This is a genomic window from Phaeobacter sp. LSS9, from assembly GCF_003443595.1.
In the GTDB taxonomy this organism is placed as follows: Bacteria; Pseudomonadota; Alphaproteobacteria; order Rhodobacterales; family Rhodobacteraceae; genus Phaeobacter; species Phaeobacter piscinae.
This window is the reverse complement of sequence record NZ_CP031956.1, coordinates 316,524-338,255: the sequence shown is the minus strand read 5'-3', so window position 1 is coordinate 338,255 and position 21,732 is coordinate 316,524. Positions and strand designations below refer to the sequence as shown.

The window sequence follows — 21,732 nt, the reverse complement described above, 5'->3', positions numbered from 1 at the left end:
ATGTTTCCGATCCGTGACCACAACCCGTCCGGGCGCACGCCCTATGTGACCTACGCACTGATGGTGGCGAATATCGCGATCTTTGCGCTGACCTATTTTGGCTATGACAGTCCGCGCCGCCTGACCGCGCTCTACAACGCCTACGCCCTGCTCCCGGCAGAGGTCACGTCAGGCTACGACTGGAAAACCCTGCTGACCTCCACTTTCCTCCATGGCAGCTGGATGCACCTTGGCGGCAACATGCTGTTTCTGTGGATCTTTGGCGACAATATGGAAGATGAGATGGGTCATGTCACCTTCCTCGCCTTCTACCTTGTCTCCGGGATCGGAGCCGGGCTGATCCATGTGGCCAGCGCACCTTATTCACTGGTGCCGCTGGTCGGCGCCTCCGGCGCCATTGCCGGGGTCATGGGCGGGTATCTGCTGCTCTTCCCGCGGGCGCGCGTCGATATTCTGTTGATCCTGATCGTCTATTTCCGCGTCTTCTCAATTCCCGCCTTTGTGATGCTGGGTGTGTGGCTGGGCATGCAATTTCTGGGCGGCATCGGCTCTGATCCCCAGGCGGGCGGTGTGGCCTATTGGGCCCATGCGGGCGGTTTTGGTGTCGGGCTGGTGCTGACGATCCCGCTCTGGCTGCGGCGGGGCGGACCGGCCTATTGGGGCAAGACCCATGGACAGCCGCCCCACCCCAAGGTCAGCTACTCTGCCAGCCGCATCCCCCGCGTGGCGCGCAAATCCCGGCGTGATGACCACAGGAACAGCCGCCGAGATAGCCCATGGGGCCGATAAGGATGCGCCATCTCATTTCCCTTAGAAAAGGCCCGTCTCAATGACCTCAGGCACTCCCGCACCCGTCGCCACAGACGGCCCAACAACCTGCCATGCCAGCTGTCACTGTGGCGCGGTTGAGATCAGCGCCGAGTTACCCCGCGGCCTTGCCTCTGCCAGCCGCTGCAATTGTTCTTTCTGCATCCGCAGGGGTGCCGCCGCTGTCACTGCCCGCACCGCTAGCCTGCGCATCCTCAAAGGCGCGGAGAACCTCAGCCTCTACACCTGGGGCAGCCATACGGCGAAGCACTATTTCTGCAAGACCTGCGGCATCTATGTCTATCATCAGCGCCGCTCCGATCCGGCAGAATGTGGGATCAACCTCGGTTGCATCGACGGGGGCAACCCGCGCGCACATGCCGAAACCTATGGTGAGATCCCTTGGCACGATGGCGTGAACCACCCGTCGGACCAATAGGCAACAGCAAAGCCGCCAGCCCACTCAAACAGAACGCACAAACGAAAAAACGCGACCCAAGGGCCGCGTTTCAAAACCTGCTATCCGACCTGATCAGTCCCGGATCACCTTGGCGAAGCCATCAAAGATCGCCTCATTGGCGCAGAGCACCTCGCCGGAGGTCAGGATATCATTCTCCGGGTTCACCGCTTCAATCAGCCCGCCGGCCTCCTGCACGATGATGATACCAGCCGCCAGATCCCAGGCGTTCAGACGGCGTTCCCAATACCCTTCGTAGCGGCCCGCCGCCACATAGGCCAGATCCAGCGCCGCAGCGCCCCAGCGGCGCACACCAGCACAGGCCGGCATCAGCCGCGCCAGATCCTGCAGGGTCGCAGGCAGATCAGAGCGCCCGGCAAAGGGCAGACCGGTGGCGAAAATCGATTCAATCAAGCGGTGACGACCCGAGACACGGATACGGGTGTCATTCATCCAGGCGCCCGCACCTTTTTCGGCAAAAAACATCTCGTCCTTGGCGGCATCATAAACGACACCGGCCACAACTTTGCCCTTGTGCTCCAGCGCGATGGAAATCGCCCAATGAGGCAGACCGTGCAAGAAGTTGGTGGTGCCATCCAGCGGGTCCACAATCCAGCGACGGGTCGGATCTGCGCCTTCCTCTTCGCCGCCCTCTTCGGCCAGCCAGCCATAGGTCGGGCGTGCGCCCATCAGCTCGTCTTTCAGGATCTTTTCCGCAGCGATATCGGCCTTGGAGACAAAGTCGCCCGCGCCCTTTCTCGACACCTGAAGGTTTTCAACTTCGCGAAAATCCTTGACCAGCGACCGCCCCGCCTTACGGGCAGCTTTGATCATGATGTTGAGGTTTGCGCTGCCAATCATGCGAAAGACTCCTGAGCAAATAGGGGGAGATGTCGGTCAAACCGTGCCTATACGCGCCTCATTGCCGCTTGCCAAGGCCCAATAGCGGCATAACCCCGCCCCCGGCGCACATGAGAGCTATGCCCCAGACGCATGTGTCTCGCGAGGGCGAGCGACGATGAGCGGACAGGCCATAGCCAAGCACCAAATCCCCCAGGGCCGGCGCTCTACTGCTGCTGCAGCCTGCGCGCCTCAACCTTGGCCAGGCGGATCAGCTCCTGCATATAGGGCTTTTCCCGGTCCTCACTGCGGATCGCCGCATAAAGCCTGCGGGTGATCCCCTTGGATGTCAGGGGCCGTGTCACATAGTCAGAGGAGTATTTCACCTCCCGCACCACCCAGTCGGGCAGTACAGAAATGCCCCGGTTCGATGCCACCAACAGTAGGATCACCGCCGTCAGCTCCACCTGCCGGATATGCGCAGGCTCAACCCCCGCCGGGGTCAGCAACTGGCTGAAAATATCCAGTCGCGACTTCTCCACCGGATAGGTGATCAGGGTCTGCCCGCGAAAGTCCTCGGCCTCAATATGGGACCTCTCCGCCAGCGGATGCAGCGCAGAGGCCACAAAAACCGGTTTATAGTCAAACAGCTCAATGAACTCGATCCCCGGCAGAACCTCCGGGTCAGAGGAAATCACCAGATCAACCTCCTCCTTCTGCAGCGCGGGCAGCGCGTCAAAGGCAAGGCCCGGACGAATATCCACATCCACATCGGCCCAATTCTTGCGCAAGCCCTCCAACACCGGAAACAGCCATTCAAAACAGGCGTGACACTCAATCGCGATATACATCCGCCCGGTGTTGCCATCCCGCAGCGCAGAGAACTCCGCCTGCATCGCCTCCACCTGCGGCAAGACCTGATCCGCCAGCCGCAGCAGCCGCAGCCCCGCCGCCGACAGCTTCATCGGTTTTGAGCGCCGCAGGAACAGTTCCACCCCCGCCTGATCCTCTAGCCCCTTGATCTGATGGCTCAATGCGCTCTGGGTGATATTCAGCTGATCCGCCGCCCGCGCCAGCCCGCCTTCCTGATGGATTGCCTTGATCGTGCGCAGGTGACGGAATTCGATATGCATCTATCGTGTCGCTCATGTTGTTCTTGAGTATTATGAAATTGTTTCACAATAGGCTGTATGCAACAAGAGATGAAATCATGCGGAGCGCTTATTAAAATGACGACCCCTGACATCTCTTTTGAATTCTTCCCGCCGCAGTCTCTGGAGGCCTCATTTCGGCTTTGGGACACGGTGCAGACGCTGGCCCCACTCGCCCCCCGATTTGTCTCGGTGACCTATGGCGCCGGGGGCACCACCCGTGACCTCACGCGGGAGGCGGTGGCAACCTTGCACAACGCCTCTGGCCTCAATGTCGCGGCGCATCTGACCTGCGTCAACGCCACCAAAGCGGAGACCATGACGATAGCCGATCAGTTCGCCGAGGCAGGCGTGCGCGAAATCGTGGCCCTGCGCGGCGACCCGCCAAAAGGCGCCGCCGGGTTCGAACCTCACCCCGACGGCTACGCCAATTCGGTTGAACTGATCGCCGCACTGGCTGAACGCGATCAATTCTCCATCCGTGTCGGCGCCTACCCTGACCGCCACCCGGAGGCCACCAGTACCCGTGCGGATGTCGACTGGCTGAAGCGCAAGCTGGATGCCGGCGCGGATGAGGCGCTGACCCAGTTCTTCTTTGAGGCCGATACCTTCCTGCGCTTCCGCGATGAGTGCGCCAAGGCCGGGATCGACACCAGCCGCATCACCCCCGGCATCCTGCCGATTGAAAACTGGAAGGGCGCGCGCAACTTCGCCAAACGCTGCGGCGCCACCATTCCGGCCTGGATCGACGATGCCTTTGACAAGGCGATCCGCGACGGTCGCGAAGATCTGCTTGCCACGGCTCTGTGCACTGAACTTTGCTCCGATCTGATGGACAACGGCGTCGACAAACTGCACTTCTACACGCTGAACCGCCCAGAGCTGACCCGTGACGTCTGCTTTGCGCTTGGCATCACGCCCGATGTCTCGCTGGAGAACGTGGCGTAGCGCTTGCTCTGCGACCTGCGCGCTTCTAGCCTCCGATCCTGACGCCCCTGCTGTTTTCGGCTGGGGCGTTTTGTTCAGGACTAAGATCAGGATTGCCGCATGACCGCACCGTCTCCCTCATCCGTCGCGCCCTCCGCCGCCTCTCACCGACGCCGTGCCACAGGTCTCGCCGATCTGATGAAGCCTGAGGAGATTTCGCTGATTTCCGGGCTGGAGTTCATGCAGTCCATTCTTGACGGCCGCCTGCCCGGTCCGCCCATCGGGGAAACCCTGGGCTACCATCTGCATAGCGTCGAGGCGGGCAAGGTGGTTTTCCGTGGCACCCCGGAATTTGCTGTCACCAATCCGCTCGGCACGGTTCACGGCGGCTGGTATGGCACCCTGCTGGACAGCGCCATGGCCTGCGCCGTGATGACCCGCGTGCCCAAGGGGTCGGTCTATACCACACTGGAATTCAAGGTGAACATCCTGCGATCGATCCCGCTGGGCACCGAAATCGAATGTATTGGCCTCACCGATCACGTCGGACGCTCCACCGGCGTTGCCCATGGCGAGTTGCGCGGTGTTGCCGACGGTCGCCTCTACGCCACCGGCTCCACCACTTGCATTGTCATGCAGATCACCCCCAGCTAGGGGCCAAGGCATTTATGCATCCGGCGCTGGCGCTGCTTCGAGGTCGGAAAGCCCCCTGACAAAGATCGCCCACACACTGGGGCATGGCTGACCCGGCTATCACTTTGTTGGCGATAAAGATGCGCCGATCTGCGACCATCGGGCAAAGTCTGGCCGACGCTTTGCGAACCACGGCAAAAACAGCTGTGCATACCCTCGCGAGGAGAGCGAGAGCAGCCCGTCACGGACGATCCGGTGAAAGATCTAATCTCCGATGTTCTGCCAGGCAACGGATGGCTTGTTCGGGAGTGCCGGGGAAAACAATTGTCGTAAACAGGCGCATTCGGTACCTTGCTAAAGTCAATCAATATCGACCATGCGCTATTTGAGAGGTGGTCATGCGTCTGTTCTTCGCCCTTTCCATATTACTGCCCCTCGCAGGTCAAATTCGGGCAGAGGATACGATTGTAATTGGCGATGCACCGCTGCCAGCAGGCATCGCGATTGGCGACGCAGGGCACTCTCCTTTTGCTGGTGTTTGGGTGGGCAGATGGGATTCCTGGCGCAGCCATATTCTCGTCGTGGAAGGCCTCGACGACGACGGGCTGCTTGACGTCATCTATTCTGTGGGACGTGACCAGCAGGGTGGGGGCAACTGGTTTCGGGCAAAGGCGCGTCAAGAGAACGGGACTCTGGTCTTCGCAGATGATGATTTTGCAGCGCGCTATGTGGTGTCCGATACCGGGCGTTTACGCGGTATATACCCAACCGAAGATCACTTCGCTGTGTTGGAGCGCCAGGAGTTATCAGCCATGCTCGCGGCACCGACCGATGATTGGTTTCAGCTAGGTCGGCGCGAGTTTCTGGTGACCGACATGACGGAAGACGGCAAACCAATCGAGCTCGCGGTCGCCATGTATCTTCCCGATGGTGATGGCCCCTTCCCTCTGGCACTTGTCCATCATGGATCAACGGGTTCTGGCACCAACCCACGCGACTTCGAATGGTTTTTCACGCATGACTGGTTTGCTGATTTACTCAATGCTCACGGTTGGGTGGTGGCTTTCCCTCAGCGCCGAGGTCGCGGTGGGTCCGACGGGCTTTACGATGAGGGTTTCTCCGAAGACCGGTCGCAGGGCTATTCAACCGAGGCGCGCCTTTCTCTGCCCGGCGCGACGAGGGCCCTCATTGATGCAAATGCCGCCTTGGCTGCGCTTAGAAAACGCCCTGAAGTCAGCGATGGCGCGGTGCTTTTCTCCGGAGTTTCGCGCGGCGGCGTGGTCGCACTTATGCAAGCTGGGGATCAGCCAGAAGACACGGCTGGTGTGATTAATTTCGTCGGGGGTGGATGACCGAGGGTCCGGGTGATCCTGAGATCAATCCAACACTCTTTCGCCGCGTCGAGGGGTTCGACGGCACGGTCTTGTCAATCTATGGCGAGGATGATCCGCTCTACAGCATCGACCACTCTCGGTCGAACCTCGCACACATTGAAAAGGTGGGCGCGGAAAACGAATTCCATATTGTAACTGTGCCCGGATTCAACAGAGGCCACTGGGTAATGTGGTGGCCAATGCTCTGGGAGGAGATTGTCAGCGACTACCTCCAAAGGATCGAGAGCCGGCCTTGATTTTGAGGAGGAGGACGGCAACTCCGCCCACCCTTCATATCATTGCACACGCGATGAAGGTCCAGTCTGGGTCCAAACCGCTTGACGGTTGGGTCAGTGCTGCATGACGCGGCTTTTGGCCGGATGCGGACAACCCACCGTGTCGGATGGCGCTGCGCGACGGTCCGCATCTCTCCCGTCGGCGTTCACAGCCGACCTATATGCCACGGATAGGATGGGTCGAGAACACGCATCCCCCGGTCCTCGCAGGTCCCCTAGAACCGCAGGTAAATTCAGCAACAGCCTGTCGGCAGGCCCGGCACTCACACTCGAACCCATAGATCTCGCACCGACATAGATTGGCCGCATGCGCAGGCTCCAGGTCTGACACCCACGGGCGCGCGTCGGCCGGTTGGCCATTCAAACCCGTTACAGCCACCGGTGCGCGGCAAGATCGCTAACGCGCCACTTTGGACAGCTCCGACTGCCACTGCGCCAAGCGTTTGTCGGTGATATTGGCACCCACGCTGCTGTGCAATCGCTCGCTGCTGTCCAACCCGACCCGACGGTTGCCGCGCAGCAGGAAAATCTTGCCCCAGCCGCGCCAGGTTCCGACCGAGGGCGCGGTCGGATCAACTGAAAACCGCATGCGCCAGTCACGCGGCAGCGGCAGCCCGCAGTTTTCGGCCCGCTCCAGCATCCAGACCAGAGAGACATTGGACAACGGCCGCGCCTCTTCAAACCCGCCCAGCTGCCCGCCCACATCGCCATGGCTGCCCCGGAACCAGACCTGCTCCACCTTGCCATCATGCCCGTCGGGGCATTCCCAGAGGACCGGCGCAAAGACCTGCCGGGTCTCATCCAGCGCCAGCGCGTGAAAACCGTTTTTTACATGTTTGCCGAGCTGATGGTTGTGAAACCCATGCCGCCGCTCCGCCCAGCGCCACAACAGCGGCAACCGCAGGCCCAGCGCCTTCACCGTGTCCCAGACGCCAACCATCTCAATCTCCACATCCAGGTGGCAATAACGTTCCGTGAAAGTGGAGGCAACACAGCCCCCGGTCTGCGCCGCCGCCTGCGCGGTGATGCCTGCGTCTTCCGTCTCAGCGATGTCGGGTTTAGCCGTCGTCAGCGAACCTTGCGTCTTGCCCGGTCCGCTGGCCGAAGCACCACCACATTGGTAATGCCGATACGCGGTGCGGATATTGCGCACGGTGGCATGTTCGGCCTTCAGCAGCCCGACCTCGTCTATGACACCGGCGAGCGAGCGCACCGCATAGGCGCCCCGCGAATAGCCCATGAGATAAATCCGGTCCCCCGGACGGTAGCGCGAGGCGAGATAGCCATAGGCGCGGCGGATCTGACGGTTGATACCGCGCCCGATCATCACATCCGCAGTTTTGCGCCAGCTCTGCCATTGCACCCCCGCCTCATAAAAGACAGAGACCTGCGGGCCAACCTCCTGGCACAGCCGGTAGACCATGCCAGCGTGGGTTTCATGCCCCGGTTCCAATGTCGACATGGTGCCATCAAGGATGATCAGATGGGCCTGCGGCCCGCGCAGCTTGGTCTCGGCAGAATGCTCGGAGCGCAGCGGGCGCCCGAGCCATCCCAGGATCCTCTTACTCAGCTGCGTCAGCGACATTCCTCAATGCTTCCCATAGTCTAAGTGGTGTGTAAGGCATCTCAACCTGCCGCACGCCACGATCCCAGACCGCGTCCTGCACGGCATTTGCCACCGCTGTCAACGCGCCCACGGTCCCGGCCTCGCCGCAGCCCTTCATGCCCATCGGGTTCTGGGTCGATGGCACCGGCGCAAAACCTACGTCAATCATCGGCACATCCGCCGCACGCGGCAAGGCGTAGTCCATAAACGATGCTGTGAGCAGTTGCCCATCGGCATCATAGACCACCCGCTCCAGCAGCGCCTGCCCCAGCCCCTGCACCACCCCGCCATGCACCTGACCTTCGGCCAGCAGCGGGTTGATCAGATTGCCGAAATCATCGACCACGGTATAGCGGTCCACATGGCTGACGCCGGTTTCCGGGTCGATCACGATCTCGGCAACATGGGCACCGTTTGGAAACGACCGCCCCGGCAACTTGGCCCGTGCCGTGTGACGCAGCAACGCGTGATGCCCCTGCGCACGGGCCATCTCAGCGGCCTCCACCAGGGTTGGCCGCTGGTTGCTGCCCGGCGCGCTGAACTGCTCACCATCAAAGGTGACAGACTGAGGCTTCACGCCCAGTTGCTCTGCCAAAAAAGGAATGAAGGCGTCGATCATCACATCAACTGCCGCCAATGTGGCATTGGCCTGAGTGGTCACTGACCGCGATCCACCGGTGCCGCCACCCTGGGCGATGCGGTCGCTGTCGCCCTGCACCACGGTAATATCTGCTGCAGGAATACCTGTCTGGTCCGCCAGAAACTGCGCATAGACCGTCTCATGGCCCTGCCCGTTGCTCTGCGTGCCGACATAGATGCTCACCCGCCCCTCCTCTTCAAAGGCAACTTCCGCGCTTTCTGAAGGATCCCCCAAAATACTTTCGATATAGTAACACAGGCCAACGCCCCGTAAATTTCCCTGCAACGCATCGGCGGCCCTGCGCTGTGCGAATCCAGCCAGATCCGCCGCCGCTTCGGTACGGGCCAGAAGCTGATGGAAATCGCCCACATCATATGTCTCATCCGTTGCGGTCTGGTACGGGAACTGATCCGCACGGATGAAATTGCGCCGCCTAAGCTCCCATGGGTCAATCCCCAGCTCGCGCGCGGCATGATCCATCACCCGCTCCAGCACATAGATCGCCTCAGGACGTCCTGCCCCGCGATAGGCATCCACCTGTGCGGTGTTGGTATAGATTCCCTCCACCCGCAGCCAGGTGGTGCGAATGTCGTAGACCCCCGCCAACACCCGGCTGAACAGCTGTGTCTGCACCGGCTGGCCGAAATGCGAGTTATACGCCCCCAAATTACACTGTGAATGAACCCGGTAGCCGGTGATGCGCAGATCCGCGTCAAAGGCCAGTTCCGCGAGTGAGGTCAGATCCCGCCCGGCATTGTCACTCAGCATCGCCTCGCTGCGGTCAGACATCCACAACACGGGCCGTCCCAGCAGGCGCGCGGCCTGGGCCACCACAAAATACTCAGGATACGGCATCGCCTTCATGCCAAAGCCACCGCCGACGTCGGGCGTGGTGACATGCACATCCTCCGCCGCCAATCCCAGTTTGTCGCTGAGCTGCTTTTTCATCGCCCAGACGCCTTGCCCACCATAGGTGAACTGCAAACGCCCGTCGGTCCAATTGGCAAAACAGCCGCGCGGCTCCATTGTGTTGACGATGATCCGGTTGTCTTCAACCTGCAGCGCCACGCGATGCGCCGCCGACGCGAAGGCCGCCTCGGTTGCCGCCTCATCCCCCATGCCCCAGTCAAAGGCCCGGTTGTCCGGCGCCTCCGCGTGCAGCTGTTCGCCGCCCACTGTCAGATCCACCTTGGCCGGCAGATCGTCGATATCCAATTCGATCAGCTCTCCCGCATCACGGGCCTGCTCCAGCGTCTGCGCGATCACCACGGCGATCGGCTCGCCCACGAACCGGACGCGACCGCGGGCCAGCATCGGACGCTCCGGCGCGGCACCCTTGCTGCCATCGCGGTTGTCCACCACCGCGCCATCCATACCCACGCGGATGCCAGCGGCCTCCAGATCAGCCAGTGTCAGGATGGCTTGCACGCCCTCAGCCTCGCGGGCCATCTCAAGATCCAGATGGGTGATGGTGCCATGGGCCATCGGGCTGCGCAGCACCCAGGCCCGCAGTGCGCCAACCGGTGCGGCATCTTCCAGATAGCGCCCCTGCCCGGTCAGGAACCGTATATCCTCAACCCGCCGCACCGGTTGGCTTTTGCCGAATTTATCCATCTCTGCCCCTGCCCTCACTGATATGCTGGACCCGGTTTGCCGATGGCAAACACAAAACCGCGGCGCGCAGGTGATATGCCCTGCGCGCCGCGCCAATTGATCCCGTCAGATGCGACAGTAGCCTTAGGGGCGCGCTTGTCCAGACAGCTCGATCACCGTCGCCACGTCAGACAGACCATAGCCGTTGAACTGCGTGCTCATGGCCGAAGAATAGGCGCCAAGACCGGGGAACAGCACATAGTCACCAATCTGCGTATCGCGTGGCAGCGGCAGCCCATCCGGCAGCCGGTCCAGACTGTCACAAGTGGGGCCAAAGACCACGCGCGGCTGGGCCTCTGCCTTCCGACGGGTGCCATCAGCGGCGACCACTTCGACCCGCCCCGGCAGACCCATGTCGCGGATATCCACCAGGCCGCCATAGATCCCGTCGTTGAGGAACACCACCTCACCGGCCTTGCGCATCCCCTTGATCCGCGCCGCCAGCGTAAAGCTTTCTGAGACCATCGCCCGACCCGGCTCGCAGATCAGCACCGGTTGCTCCGCACCAAAGGCCGCCTCTGCCGTCGCGGAAATCGCGGCAAAAACCTTCTCCAGATCCGGTGCCACCCCATCACGGTTCGCAGCAAAGCCACCACCGACGTTCAGCCGCGCAATCTTCACCCCTGCGGCGTCAATAATCCGCTTGGCCGCATGGACATATTCAACCCAGGCGCTCTCGTCCTCGCACTGCGTTCCGGGGTGGAAACACAGCGCAGGCGTCCAGCCTTCCGCCGCCACCCGCTTCAGCAATTCGACCGCCATATCCGGCTCTGCCCCGAACTTGCTGCCAAAATCATAGGCCGCACCCGCCACCGGCAGGGCAAAGCGCACAGCGATTTCACAGCTCTTGGGCACATCGGCCAGCTTGTCCAGCTCGCTCGACTCATCCACCGACCAGCTCGCCACCCCATGGGCGATACCCGCCGCAATCTCAACGTCCGAGCGGACCGGGTTGTTGTAATGCATCACCGCGTCCGGGCTGGCGGCACGCACCGCGTCCATCTCCGCGGGCGAGGCCACGTCAAATCCGGTAATGCCCGCCGCCACCAGATTGGACAGCACCGCCGGATGCGGGTTCGCCTTCACCGCGTAGGTCACCAGCCCCGGAAAACCGCGCTGAAACCGGTTGGCCACCTCATGCAGCACGCGCGGCGAAAAATACAGGATCGGATGATCCGGTGTACTGCGCGCCAAATGGGTTTCAGGGGAAAGCCAGAGAGGTGGGATCTGCTGCATGGATATCGGCCTTAATTGGATGTTTTTCCCAGTTTCCGCCACTACGCCGTCGATTTCGCTCGTCACATTGCCTATAGTGACGAAAAATAACGTCACATCGCAGGCCACATATGCAAACCGACGAAACCGACCAGAACCTTCTGACGCTCCTGCGGGAAAACGCCCGCCGCCCGGTGGCCGATCTGGCACGCCGCCTGGGCCTTGCGCGTACCACGGTTCAGGCGCGGATTGAACGATTGGAAAGCTCCGGCGTGATCAGCGGTTACACGCTGCGCACCTCGGCGCAGGCGCGCCCGCCATTGCAGGCCACTGTGCTGATCTCGATTGAACCACGCTCCGGCCCGGAGGTTCTGGCCCGGTTGCGCGGATTGCCGGGTGTCGAGGTCGTGCATACCACCTCAGGCCGGTTTGACCTCCTGGCGCAGGTGGTGGCGCAGACCACCACCGAACTGGACGAGACGATTGATCGCATCGGCGAGGCACGCGGCGTGCGCTCCTCCGAGAGCCTGATCCATCTGGCCACCAAGCTGGACCGCACTGGCCAATAGATTGCTCGCGCCAGTGAACTGCACGCGAAGCGCTGACCAATTGACACGCCTGCTGCGATAATCATCCCTGAAAACTCGTGCGCCCGGCCACCCCTGCGGTATCCGCATCAAGGGTGCCCGGGCGGCTTAAAACCATAGGCATCGACAAACGGGACCCGAGGGAGATCCCGGTGGAAAAGGCGGCTTGGAACTCCACCCCGGTTGACCGGACGCGACATCACTCACTGTCATCTGCATCGCGGTCCCCCCACCACTTACCGTGCCGGATTAACCTTAAAACGCCGTTATCGCCGGGATCGTTCCATAATATTTTTGATATTCTCAGGATCCTTGTCGCTCCCCCCTTGGCAGGCCCGCCTATGGAGACTTTCCCTTTGCCGCACCATTCGGTATGGGATGACCCGATCAGACAGATACGCAGGCAGGACATTCCGATGGCGATGGACAAGACATTTAACGCAGCCGAAGCCGAAGCCCGGCTTTCCGAGGCCTGGGAGAAGGCAGGCTGTTTCCGCGCGGGCGCAAACGCCAAGCGCAGCGAAACCTACAGCGTTATGATCCCGCCCCCGAATGTCACCGGCGTCCTGCACATGGGCCATGCCTTCAACAACACGCTGCAGGACATCCTGATCCGCTGGAAGCGCATGCAGGGCTATGACACGCTCTGGCAGCCCGGCACCGACCACGCCGGCATCGCCACCCAGATGGTGGTGGAGCGTGAACTGGCCAAGACCCAGCAGCCCTCCCGTGGTGAGCTGGGCCGCGAGAAATTCCTGGAGAAAATCTGGGAGTGGAAAGAGCAATCTGGCGGCACCATCATCAACCAGCTGAAGCGCCTCGGTGCCTCCTGTGATTATGACCGCACCGCCTTCACCATGGCAGGCGCCCAGGGCGACACCCGCACCGGACACGAGAATTCCCCGAATTTCCACGACGCCGTCATCAAGGTCTTCGTGGAGATGTACAACAAGGGCCTGATCTACCGTGGCAAGCGGCTGGTTAACTGGGATCCGCATTTTGAAACCGCGATTTCCGACCTTGAGGTGGAGAATATCGAGGTTGCGGGCCACATGTGGCACTTCAAATACCCGCTCGCCGGTGGGGCCACCTACACCTATGTGGAGAAAGACGAAGACGGCAACGTCACACTGGAGGAAGAGCGCGATTATATCTCCATCGCCACCACCCGCCCGGAAACCATGCTGGGCGACGGCGCGGTGGCGGTGCATCCTTCGGATGAGCGCTACGCCCCCATCGTGGGCATGCTTTGTGAAATCCCCGTCGGCCCCAAGGCGCAGCGCCGCCTGATCCCGATCATCACGGATGACTACCCGGACAAGGATTTCGGCTCTGGCGCGGTGAAAATCACCGGTGCCCATGATTTCAACGACTATCAGGTCGCCAAGCGTGGCGGCATTCCGATGTATAACCTGATGGACACCAAGGCACATATGCGCAGCGACGGCGCGCCCTATGTAGAAGAGGCCACAACCGCACAAGCCATCGCCAATGGGGAGGCAGAATTCACCGAAGCCAGCATCGCCGCGATGAACCTGGTGCCGGAAGAATACCGTGGCCTGGACCGTTTCGAGGCGCGCAAACGCGTGGTCGCCGATATCACCGCCGAAGGTCTCGCCGTGATGCAGACCCTCACCAAAACGGTGAAGGATGAGGACGGCAACGAGAGTGAAATCTCCGAAACTGTGCCCTACGTCGAAAACAAGCCGATCATGCAGCCCTTTGGCGACCGTTCCAAAGTGGTGATCGAGCCGATGCTGACCGACCAGTGGTTCGTGGACGCCGCCAAGATCGTCGGGCCGGCGCTGGACGCCGTGAAGGACGGCACCGTTAAGATCCTGCCGGAGTCGGGCGAGAAGACCTATTACCACTGGCTGGAAAACATCGAACCCTGGTGCATCTCGCGCCAGCTCTGGTGGGGCCATCAGATCCCAGTTTGGTTCGGACCAACCATCGAAGACGGTCGTGCCCGACAGCCGAACGAGCTACAGTTCTGTGCATCTAGCGCCGAAGAAGCACAACAAAAAGCGAAAGATTACTACGACCAAGTACTTGGATACGAAATCAGAGTACACGTTCAGGACGTCGCTGAAGATGCCATCTCCGCAATGCAGGCCGAGAAAGGGCGCAATCCAGCTTCATCTGGAACTTCCGTCAGCTTTGACGGAACAGGGAAGATCTGTGAAATTACGATAACTCGCGACCCCGACGTCCTCGACACCTGGTTCTCCTCCGGCCTCTGGCCGATCGGCACCCTGGGCTGGCCGGAAGACACAGTGGAGATGCAGAAATACTTCCCGACCTCGACCCTCGTCACCGGTCAGGACATTCTGTTCTTCTGGGTCGCCCGGATGATGATGATGCAGCTGGCGGTTCTGGATCAGGATCTGCCGGTTGAAAAACGCATCCCCTTCGACACCGTCTACCTCCATGGCCTTGTGCGCGATGCCAAGGGCAAGAAGATGTCGAAATCCACCGGCAACGTGGTCGACCCGCTGGAGATCATCGACGAATACGGCGCCGACGCGCTGCGCTTCACCAATGCGGCGATGGCCAGCCTTGGTGGCGTGCTGAAGCTCGATATGCAGCGCATTGCGGGCTACCGCAACTTTGGCACCAAACTGTGGAATGCGGTCAACTTCGCCCATTTCAACACCGTCTATGACGCCGACACCCCCGCCTATGACATCCCCGATGCCAAGGCCGCCGTGAACCAATGGATCATCGGTGAGACCGCCAAGGTCCGGGTTGAAGTGGACGCCGCCCTTGAGGCCTACCGCTTCAACGACGCGGCCCTCGGCCTCTACGCCTTTGTCTGGGGCAAGGTCTGCGACTGGTACATCGAGCTCAGCAAACCGCTGTTCGGCTCCGAGGATGAGGCGGTGATCGCTGAAACCCGGCAGACGCTGGGCTGGGTGCTGGATCAATGTATGATCCTCCTGCATCCGATCATGCCCTTCATCACCGAGGAGCTGTGGGGCAACACTGCCAAGCGTGCGAACATGCTGGTGCATGAAAACTGGCCGACCTATGGCACCGAGCTGGTGAACGCCGATGCGGACGCCGAAATGAACTGGGTGATCACCGCGATCGAGAACATCCGCTCCACCCGCGCGCAGATGCATGTGCCGGCCGGTGCCAAGATTCCGATGGTGGTGACCGAATTCTCCGATCAGGCGCGCGCCGCCTGGGAGAAGAATGAGGCGATGATCCAGAAACTGGCCCGCATCACCACGCTGGAGCAGGTCGACACCTTCCCCAAAGGCTGCGCCTCGGTCGCTGCCCCCGGTGCCTCCTTCGGTCTGCCGCTGGCGGATGTCATCGACGTGGACGCAGAAAAGGCGCGCCTGGAGAAGACCCTGGGCAAACTCGCCAAGGAGCTGGGCGGCCTGCGCGGGCGTTTGAACAACCCCAAATTCGCCGCCTCCGCGCCGGAAGAGGTCGTCGCGGAAGCCCGTGAGAACCTTGCCCTGCGCGAGGAAGAAGAGGCCAAGATCAAAGAGGCGCTGGCGCGTCTGGCTGAAATCGGCTGATTGCCCATAACAACGGGGCAAGCCACTGGTATCATTACCGGCTTGCCCCAAAAACCGCACATTGGACATTGCCGCAGACCGCTGGTGCTTCTGCGCAACGCCCCAAGGGTGCCCTCACATCTGCGCTAAATCTGCGTAAATCGGCCCATTGGCTGAACGGTCCCGTCAAATCTTCCGCATAAGGGGAAAAACCGCGCAATGCGGTCATTGCCTTTGGCCCGGTTCTGTATCAGCCTGTGGCAACAGCTTGATATCCGCGCCAGAAAGGACCCCCCATGCCCAAAGGATACTGGGTCGCCCATGTCGACGTTGATGATATGGACCGCTACAAGGACTATGTTGCGGCCAATGCGGCCCCCTTTGCCGAATACGGCGCCAAATTCCTGATCCGTGGCGGCCCCAAAGAGGTCCGCGAAGGCCAGACCCGCGCCCGCACCGTGGTGATCGAATTCAAGGATTTTGCCACCGCCAAAGCCTGTTACGACTCCGTCGCCTATCAGCAGGCCAAGGCGCTGCGCGATCCGGTCTCCACCGGCGATATGGAAATCATCGAAGGCTATGGCGACTAGGGCCCGCTTGGTTCTGGACGCGCTCAAGGGTAGAATAGTGCCATGCTGAAGAAACTGTTTCAGGTCTTTCGACCTCAAAAGACCCCCGCCCAGCCGGACCCCGATGCCGAGCTGGCGCTCGGCGCGCTTCTGGTGCGGGTGGCGCAATCGGATCGCGACTACCAGCTGGAAGAGATCAGCCTGATCGACCGTATTCTGGCCCGCCTCTATCAGCACGACGCGATTGAGGCCGCAAAGGTCCGTGCCGCTTGTGAGAAACTGCACGCCGCCGCGCCGGAAACCGACACGTTCGGCCGCCTCATCCGCGAAACCACCGGGCTTGAGGAACGGCTCGCGGCGCTAGATGCGCTCTGGGAGGTGGTGCTGGCGGATGGTCATGAGCACCCCGGAGAGATGAAGATCGTAGAGGACGCGCGCAAAGCGATGGGCCTCTCCAAGGCCGACAGCGACACTGCCCGCGCCCGCGCGCAGGGCAAACTGCTTGGCCCCGAGCCTGGCGTGGCCGCAGCTCAGCCGACCACACAAAGCCCGCTTTCGAGCGCCACCACGATATCGCCCACCCCCGACCCGTCAGATAAGGAGCCGCAGCCATGATCAAGGAATTGCTTGGACGACTGCTGGCCCCGGCACCAGAGCCGCTGGACGATGGCGATGCGCGCCTCGCCCTTTGCGCTCTTCTGGTGCGGATTGCGCGGTCTGATCACAATTACTCCGACGATGAACGCGACCGGATCGACCGGATCCTGCGGGCCCGCTACGATCTCGATCTGGGGGGCGCCATCCTGCTGCGCGAACAGGCCGAGGCGCTGGAGGCCGAGGCCCCCGACACCGTCCGTTTTACCCGCGCGATCAAGGACGCCGTTGCGTATGAAAACCGCATGGCTGTGGTCGAAGCCCTGTGGCAGGTCGTGCTCGCCGATGGCAAGCGTGACGCGGCCGAGGATGCGCTGCTGCGTCTCTCCGCCAGCCTGCTGGGGGTAAGCGATGTCGACAGCGCCCGCGCCCGTCGACGCGCGGAGGCCAGCTCATGATCGCCAGCCTGGCGATGTATGACCGCCCCGAAACCGCCCCTGCCCTTGATGCGCTGTGGCAGGCGATCCGGCACGAGCTGACGGCGGCCTCCATCGACGCGCCGGAAACCCTCACCCGTGGCGGCGACCTCTGGTCGATCTGGTCCGATTCGAAATTGCTGCTGGCACAGACCTGCGGCCTGCCCTACCGCACCCGTCTCTATGAGCAGGTCAATCTGGTCACGACACTGGATCACGGCGTCGCGGACTGCCCGCCGGGGCACTACAACAGCGTCTTCATCGCCCATCGCAACCGTGCAGGAAATAGCCTGCAAGCGATCGCAGGCGGCAGCTTTGCCTATAATGAGGCGCTGTCACAATCCGGCTGGGCCGCGCCAATGCTGCATCTGCGCGACCTCTCGCTCCTCCCCGGCAGCCTGTTTCAATCCGGCAGCCATATCGCCTCCGCCCGTGCAGTGGCCGAAGGAACCGCCGATTTCGCCGCCCTTGATGCTGTCAGCTGGACCTTAATGCAGGAACATGACGATTGGGCCAAAGATCTGGTTGAAGTGGCGCGCACACCGTCGACGCCGGGTCTGCCGCTGATCACCGCCAGTACCCGTGATCCGGCCCCCCTCCGCACCGCCGTCGCGCAGGCTGTCGCCACTCTGGATGATGAGCACCGCAAAGCCCTGCACCTGAAGGGTGTAAGCGAGATCCCACCGGGCGCCTACCTGGCGGTCCCGACACCGCTCGGCCCGGTACTGACCGAGCAATCCATTCGCCAGCAGGCGGCAGGCTGATCCACCAGACTTATCCGCTCCGGCTACCCCCGGAGCGGAGGCCCTCACAACCGCGCCGCGACCTGCCCGGCGCTGATACCCACACGATAGGGCTGGCACAGAGGCCGGCAGATGCCCCGACCGTGAGCAGTCCCAGGACAATTTGATCAGATTATCCGCCAAAATGCCAATTTCCTCGCGTGCCTTCTCGGTTTGCACGTTGCATCCGCGCTTTTTTTCGGTCCAATAAGGACGAATTCAACGACAATTGGACGAGAGACACCTTGACCGACACAACGCCAGTTCTGGAAATCCGCGGCCTGCACAAGTCATATGGCGAGCTGGAAGTGATCAAAGGTGTTGATATCACCGCCCACCGCGGCGATGTGGTTTCCCTCATCGGATCCTCCGGATCGGGCAAGTCCACTCTGCTGCGCTGCTGCAATCTTCTGGAAGACAGCCAGGAGGGTGATATCCTCTTCAAAGGCGAGCCGATCAATTGGTCCGGAACCGGCCTTGCCCGGCGTCCTTCGGATGCGAAACAGGTGCTGCGCATCCGCACCAACCTGTCCATGGTGTTCCAGCAGTTCAATCTCTGGGCGCATATGACCATTCTGCAAAACGTGATGGAGGCCCCGCTGACCGTCCTCGGTCGTGACCGCGCCGAGGTGGAAGAGGCCGCCCGCAAATACCTCACCAAGGTTGGGATCGGCGACAAATGCGATGCCTATCCCGCGCAGCTCTCCGGCGGCCAGCAGCAGCGCGCAGCCATCGCGCGCGCACTCTGCATGGAACCTGAGGCGCTGCTGTTTGATGAACCCACCTCCGCCCTCGATCCCGAGCTGGAGCAGGAGGTGGTCAAGGTGATCAAGGACCTTGCCGCTGAAGGCCGCACCATGATCATCGTGACCCATGACATGAACATGGCCGCTGATGTCTCCAGCCACATCGTGTTTCTGCACAAAGGCCTGATCGAAGAAGAAGGCTGCCCGGACGAAGTCTTTGGCAGCACCCGATCCGAACGTCTGCGCGGCTTCCTTGCCTCCACGCGTCACGGCAAATAACCACCAACAAAAACCAAACCAAACGGGAGTAACCTCATGAAATCTCTTATCCTCGGCACCGCAGCCCTGGCCCTCACTGCGGGCATCGCAATGGCGGACACTGTCCGTCTGGGCACCGAAGGCGCCTACCCTCCGTATAACTTCCTGAACGATGACGGTCAGGTTGACGGTTTTGAGCGTGAGCTGGGCGACGAGCTGTGCAAGCGCGCTGAGCTGGACTGCGAATGGGTCACCAACGACTGGGATTCGATCATCCCCAACCTGCTGTCCGGCAACTACGACACCATCATCGCCGGCATGTCGATCACAGCCGAGCGTAAGGAAGTTGTGAACTTCACCACCGGCTACACCCGCCCGTCGCCCTCCGCCTATGCGGCGATGTCGGCTGATGTCGATGTGAACAGCGCCGTTGTGGCAGCTCAGGCCTCAACCATTCAGGCCGCCCATGTCGCCTCCACCGGTGCCACCCTGGTTGAATTCCCCACCCCGGATGAAACCGTTGCCGCTGTGAAAGCCGGCGAAGTGGACGCGGTCATGGCCGACAAGGACTTCCTGATCCCGATCGTGGGCGAAACCGAGATGGAATTTGTCGCAGATGACGTCCTCTTGGGAGACGGCATCGGCATGGCGTTCCGCAAGTCCGACGACGAGCTGCGCGGCAAGTTCGACGTGGCCATCGAATCGATGAAGGCAGACGGCTCCCTGAACGCTCTGCTGGAAAAATGGGAAATCGAAGGCCAGTTCTGAGCCCTCGCATCATCCTGATATCAAAGAAGGGGGGCGCCATGCCCCCCTTCACCCTTGACCGGTCCCGGCCCCATCGGTGCCCCTGACCCGTCCCTGTCCGAACGAGGCCCGCCATCTTCTCCTTTTGCTCTGATCCGGCCAGCCTGGAGGGTTTCCAGTGGCTGAGCTGTTACCTGACCACCGGCAAGCATTTTGCTTTCTACGCCTCCTTTGGGACGGTGCTTCTGCTTCTGACCGTCACCGCCCCGGCGGCGCTGGCGTTTGGCTTTGGCGGCGCCATGGCTGCACGCGCGCAGTTCGCGCCGCTCTCTTGGCTGGGCAAGGCCTACATCGCGGTGGTGCGTGGCGTGCCGGACATCGCATTCTTCCTGTTTTTCGTGATCGCACTGGATCAGGGCATTGAATATCTGCGCCATCAGGTGAAATGCCCCGACTGGGACGCGCCGGTACGGCAAGGCAATGACTTTGTTGTCTGTGACATTGCCAAGATGCCGCTCAGCTCCTCCGATCAGTGGATCCACGAGGTCTACGGCTTCACGCTTGCGGTGGTGACCTTTGCCATCGTGTTCGGCGCCTTTGCGGCCAATGTGCTGTTCGGCGCGATGCGGGCCGTGCCCCGCGCCCAGATTGAAACCGCCGAAGCCTATGGCATGACCCATCGCCAGGCCTTCTGGCGCATTCTGGTGCCGCAGATGTGGACTTATGCGCTGCCCGGCCTGTCGAACCTGTGGATGGTGCTGATCAAGGCCACGCCGCTGCTGTTCCTGCTCGGGGTTGAGGATATCGTCTACTGGGCGCGTGAGCTTGGTGGCTCCAAGACTGCCCGCTTCACCGATTACCCCCATGGCGACTGGCGGATGTGGTACTTCCTCGGCCTGCTGGTGTTCTACCTCGCCTTTACCAAACTCTCCGAAGTGGTGCTGGAGCGCATCCGCACCCGTCTGTCCCATGGGCAGGCCACATTGGCAGGCGAAGCCCAAAGGAAAGCGTCATGAGCTGTTTCCAGACCCTTCAGGATTACGGCCTGCGCGCACTTGGCATCGGCGAACGCATGTTGCCCCGCAGCGATTTCACCCTCTGCGACCAGTTTGTCCTCATCGGCTCGGGCATGCTGTGGAACATCTACTTCGGCGCCATCGCCGTCGTCATCGGCTTTGTCATCGCCAATGGCGTGGCACTGGCCAAGAATTCCACTTCCACACCGCTGCGCAAAACCGCTGAATGGTTCATTTTCATCTTCCGTGGCTCGCCGCTGTTCATTCAGTTCTTCTTTGCCTACTTCCTGTTCCTGCAGCTGAAGTCGGTCTCGCCAATCTTCAATCCGCTGTCGGCGGCCTGGCTTGGCGCGCTGATCGTGCTGATCCTCAACACCGCCGCCTATTCCGCCGAGATCTTCTACGGCGCGCTGCGTTCGATCCCCAAGGGCGATATCGAGGCGGCAGACGCCTATGGGCTGTCCGGCTGGACCCGCTTTCGCCGAATCATGTGGCCAACAATGATGCGTCTGGCTTGGCCGTCCTATACCAATGAGGCGATCTTCCTGTTCCATGCCACCACGCTGGTGTTTTTCTCCGGGTTCCCGGCCTGGCAACAGCGCGGCGATGCGCTCTATTACGCCAGCTATTTCGCGGATAAGACGTTCAACCCCTTCGTGCCCTACCCGATCCTGGCCTTCTATTTCATCCTGCTGACGCTGGTGGTGATTGGCATCTTCGGCGTGATCAACACCCGGCTGAACGCCCATCTGCCGCAGGAAAAACGCCGCAAGATCCGCTACAGGCCCAACCTGATCCGCTGATCAACTCTCTGGACCCCAGCACCCAAAGGCGCCCACTGCGGCGC

General features: G+C 61.4%; 21 protein-coding genes. 16 read left to right on the top strand and 5 right to left on the bottom strand.

Annotation, left to right across the window (positions count from 1 at the left end):
• Positions 1-789 carry a rhomboid family intramembrane serine protease gene (locus D1820_RS01630; protein WP_118067642.1) on the top strand — a complete coding sequence of 263 codons (789 nt, stop codon included), beginning with the start codon at positions 1-3 and terminating at the stop codon, positions 787-789.
• 40 nt (positions 790-829) lie between these two features.
• Positions 830-1,246: a GFA family protein gene (locus D1820_RS01625; protein WP_118067641.1), complete on the top strand. Its 417-nt coding sequence runs from the start codon at positions 830-832 to the stop codon at positions 1,244-1,246.
• Positions 1,247-1,339: 93 nt separating this feature from the next.
• Here D1820_RS01625 and D1820_RS01620 read toward each other — a convergent pair whose 3' ends face one another.
• Together D1820_RS01620 and D1820_RS01615 are read right to left on the bottom strand one after the other, a co-directional pair.
• Positions 1,340-2,125 (bottom strand): inositol monophosphatase family protein, encoded by a 786-nt coding sequence (locus D1820_RS01620; RefSeq protein ID WP_118067640.1) that lies wholly within the window; start codon positions 2,123-2,125, stop codon positions 1,340-1,342.
• A gap of 206 nt (positions 2,126-2,331) precedes the next feature.
• Complete coding sequence (locus D1820_RS01615; RefSeq protein WP_102897245.1) at positions 2,332-3,237, bottom strand: LysR family transcriptional regulator; 906 nt, start codon at positions 3,235-3,237, stop codon at positions 2,332-2,334.
• A gap of 96 nt (positions 3,238-3,333) precedes the next feature.
• On the opposite strand from D1820_RS01615, the gene metF reads away from it, so the two are divergent.
• The 4 genes from metF to D1820_RS01595 all read left to right on the top strand — a co-directional run bounded on the left by metF (position 3,334) and on the right by D1820_RS01595 (position 6,445).
• The gene (gene metF, locus D1820_RS01610) at positions 3,334-4,203 is read left to right on the top strand and encodes a methylenetetrahydrofolate reductase [NAD(P)H] (protein ID WP_118067639.1); all 870 of its coding nucleotides are present in this window, start codon (positions 3,334-3,336) and stop codon (positions 4,201-4,203) included.
• A 177-nt stretch (positions 4,204-4,380) separates the two neighbouring features.
• Complete coding sequence (locus tag D1820_RS01605) at positions 4,381-4,836, top strand: PaaI family thioesterase (protein ID WP_118069969.1); 456 nt, start codon at positions 4,381-4,383, stop codon at positions 4,834-4,836.
• A 377-nt stretch (positions 4,837-5,213) separates the two neighbouring features.
• Positions 5,214-6,167 (top strand): S9 family peptidase, encoded by a 954-nt coding sequence (locus D1820_RS01600; protein ID WP_118067638.1) that lies wholly within the window; start codon positions 5,214-5,216, stop codon positions 6,165-6,167.
• Complete coding sequence (locus D1820_RS01595) at positions 6,164-6,445, top strand: hypothetical protein (RefSeq protein ID WP_118067637.1); 282 nt, start codon at positions 6,164-6,166, stop codon at positions 6,443-6,445. The genes D1820_RS01600 and D1820_RS01595 overlap by 4 nt, the downstream gene beginning before the upstream one ends.
• 436 nt (positions 6,446-6,881) lie before the next feature.
• Here D1820_RS01595 and D1820_RS01590 read toward each other — a convergent pair whose 3' ends face one another.
• The 3 genes from D1820_RS01590 to D1820_RS01580 all read right to left on the bottom strand — a co-directional run bounded on the left by D1820_RS01590 (position 6,882) and on the right by D1820_RS01580 (position 11,619).
• On the bottom strand, positions 6,882-8,069 hold the full coding sequence (locus D1820_RS01590) for a DUF2235 domain-containing protein (protein WP_118067636.1): 1,188 nt from the start codon (positions 8,067-8,069) through the stop codon (positions 6,882-6,884).
• Complete coding sequence (locus D1820_RS01585) at positions 8,047-10,344, bottom strand: xanthine dehydrogenase family protein molybdopterin-binding subunit (RefSeq protein WP_118067635.1); 2,298 nt, start codon at positions 10,342-10,344, stop codon at positions 8,047-8,049. The genes D1820_RS01590 and D1820_RS01585 overlap by 23 nt, the downstream gene beginning before the upstream one ends.
• A gap of 123 nt (positions 10,345-10,467) precedes the next feature.
• Positions 10,468-11,619: a type III PLP-dependent enzyme gene (locus D1820_RS01580; protein WP_118067634.1), complete on the bottom strand. Its 1,152-nt coding sequence runs from the start codon at positions 11,617-11,619 to the stop codon at positions 10,468-10,470.
• A gap of 110 nt (positions 11,620-11,729) precedes the next feature.
• Here D1820_RS01580 and D1820_RS01575 point away from each other — a divergent pair, with 110 nt between their 5' ends.
• The 10 genes from D1820_RS01575 to D1820_RS01530 all read left to right on the top strand — a co-directional run bounded on the left by D1820_RS01575 (position 11,730) and on the right by D1820_RS01530 (position 21,688).
• Positions 11,730-12,167 (top strand): Lrp/AsnC family transcriptional regulator, encoded by a 438-nt coding sequence (locus tag D1820_RS01575; protein ID WP_014874276.1) that lies wholly within the window; start codon positions 11,730-11,732, stop codon positions 12,165-12,167.
• Between the two features lie 434 nt (positions 12,168-12,601).
• Positions 12,602-15,718 (top strand): valine--tRNA ligase, encoded by a 3,117-nt coding sequence (locus D1820_RS01570; RefSeq protein ID WP_118067633.1) that lies wholly within the window; start codon positions 12,602-12,604, stop codon positions 15,716-15,718.
• A 275-nt stretch (positions 15,719-15,993) separates the two neighbouring features.
• Positions 15,994-16,287, top strand: a complete 294-nt coding sequence (locus tag D1820_RS01565; RefSeq protein WP_014874274.1) for a DUF1330 domain-containing protein — start codon at positions 15,994-15,996, stop codon at positions 16,285-16,287.
• Between the two features lie 42 nt (positions 16,288-16,329).
• On the top strand, positions 16,330-16,881 hold the full coding sequence (locus D1820_RS01560; protein ID WP_014879682.1) for a TerB family tellurite resistance protein: 552 nt from the start codon (positions 16,330-16,332) through the stop codon (positions 16,879-16,881).
• Positions 16,878-17,318: a TerB family tellurite resistance protein gene (locus D1820_RS01555; protein ID WP_014874272.1), complete on the top strand. Its 441-nt coding sequence runs from the start codon at positions 16,878-16,880 to the stop codon at positions 17,316-17,318. Before D1820_RS01560 ends, D1820_RS01555 begins: the two co-directional genes overlap by 4 nt.
• Complete coding sequence (locus D1820_RS01550) at positions 17,315-18,100, top strand: phosphate/phosphite/phosphonate ABC transporter substrate-binding protein (RefSeq protein WP_118067632.1); 786 nt, start codon at positions 17,315-17,317, stop codon at positions 18,098-18,100. Before D1820_RS01555 ends, D1820_RS01550 begins: the two co-directional genes overlap by 4 nt.
• A gap of 263 nt (positions 18,101-18,363) precedes the next feature.
• Positions 18,364-19,143 (top strand): ABC transporter ATP-binding protein, encoded by a 780-nt coding sequence (locus D1820_RS01545; protein WP_024097728.1) that lies wholly within the window; start codon positions 18,364-18,366, stop codon positions 19,141-19,143.
• Positions 19,144-19,179: 36 nt separating this feature from the next.
• Positions 19,180-19,890 carry a transporter substrate-binding domain-containing protein gene (locus D1820_RS01540; protein ID WP_014874269.1) on the top strand — a complete coding sequence of 237 codons (711 nt, stop codon included), beginning with the start codon at positions 19,180-19,182 and terminating at the stop codon, positions 19,888-19,890.
• Positions 19,891-20,003: 113 nt separating this feature from the next.
• Positions 20,004-20,885, top strand: a complete 882-nt coding sequence (locus tag D1820_RS01535; RefSeq protein ID WP_118067631.1) for an ABC transporter permease — start codon at positions 20,004-20,006, stop codon at positions 20,883-20,885.
• Positions 20,882-21,688, top strand: a complete 807-nt coding sequence (locus tag D1820_RS01530) for an ABC transporter permease (protein WP_096788965.1) — start codon at positions 20,882-20,884, stop codon at positions 21,686-21,688. Before D1820_RS01535 ends, D1820_RS01530 begins: the two co-directional genes overlap by 4 nt.
• Positions 21,689-21,732 lie beyond the last annotated feature (44 nt).

Excerpts from the sequence above, each read along its gene's own strand:
- D1820_RS01630 (WP_118067642.1), top strand. The coding sequence starts at position 1 with ATGTTTCCGATCCGTGACCACAACCCGTCCGGGCGCACGCCCTATGTG.
- D1820_RS01625 (WP_118067641.1), top strand. The coding sequence starts at position 830 with ATGACCTCAGGCACTCCCGCACCCGTCGCCACAGACGGCCCAACAACC.
- D1820_RS01620 (WP_118067640.1), bottom strand. The coding sequence starts at position 2,125 with ATGATTGGCAGCGCAAACCTCAACATCATGATCAAAGCTGCCCGTAAG.
- D1820_RS01615 (WP_102897245.1), bottom strand. The coding sequence starts at position 3,237 with ATGCATATCGAATTCCGTCACCTGCGCACGATCAAGGCAATCCATCAG.
- metF (WP_118067639.1), top strand. The coding sequence starts at position 3,334 with ATGACGACCCCTGACATCTCTTTTGAATTCTTCCCGCCGCAGTCTCTG.
- D1820_RS01605 (WP_118069969.1), top strand. The coding sequence starts at position 4,381 with ATGAAGCCTGAGGAGATTTCGCTGATTTCCGGGCTGGAGTTCATGCAG.
- D1820_RS01600 (WP_118067638.1), top strand. The coding sequence starts at position 5,214 with ATGCGTCTGTTCTTCGCCCTTTCCATATTACTGCCCCTCGCAGGTCAA.
- D1820_RS01595 (WP_118067637.1), top strand. The coding sequence starts at position 6,164 with ATGACCGAGGGTCCGGGTGATCCTGAGATCAATCCAACACTCTTTCGC.
- D1820_RS01590 (WP_118067636.1), bottom strand. The coding sequence starts at position 8,069 with ATGTCGCTGACGCAGCTGAGTAAGAGGATCCTGGGATGGCTCGGGCGC.
- D1820_RS01585 (WP_118067635.1), bottom strand. The coding sequence starts at position 10,344 with ATGGATAAATTCGGCAAAAGCCAACCGGTGCGGCGGGTTGAGGATATA.
- D1820_RS01580 (WP_118067634.1), bottom strand. The coding sequence starts at position 11,619 with ATGCAGCAGATCCCACCTCTCTGGCTTTCCCCTGAAACCCATTTGGCG.
- D1820_RS01575 (WP_014874276.1), top strand. The coding sequence starts at position 11,730 with ATGCAAACCGACGAAACCGACCAGAACCTTCTGACGCTCCTGCGGGAA.
- D1820_RS01570 (WP_118067633.1), top strand. The coding sequence starts at position 12,602 with ATGGCGATGGACAAGACATTTAACGCAGCCGAAGCCGAAGCCCGGCTT.
- D1820_RS01565 (WP_014874274.1), top strand. The coding sequence starts at position 15,994 with ATGCCCAAAGGATACTGGGTCGCCCATGTCGACGTTGATGATATGGAC.
- D1820_RS01560 (WP_014879682.1), top strand. The coding sequence starts at position 16,330 with ATGCTGAAGAAACTGTTTCAGGTCTTTCGACCTCAAAAGACCCCCGCC.
- D1820_RS01555 (WP_014874272.1), top strand. The coding sequence starts at position 16,878 with ATGATCAAGGAATTGCTTGGACGACTGCTGGCCCCGGCACCAGAGCCG.
- D1820_RS01550 (WP_118067632.1), top strand. The coding sequence starts at position 17,315 with ATGATCGCCAGCCTGGCGATGTATGACCGCCCCGAAACCGCCCCTGCC.
- D1820_RS01540 (WP_014874269.1), top strand. The coding sequence starts at position 19,180 with ATGAAATCTCTTATCCTCGGCACCGCAGCCCTGGCCCTCACTGCGGGC.
- D1820_RS01530 (WP_096788965.1), top strand. The coding sequence starts at position 20,882 with ATGAGCTGTTTCCAGACCCTTCAGGATTACGGCCTGCGCGCACTTGGC.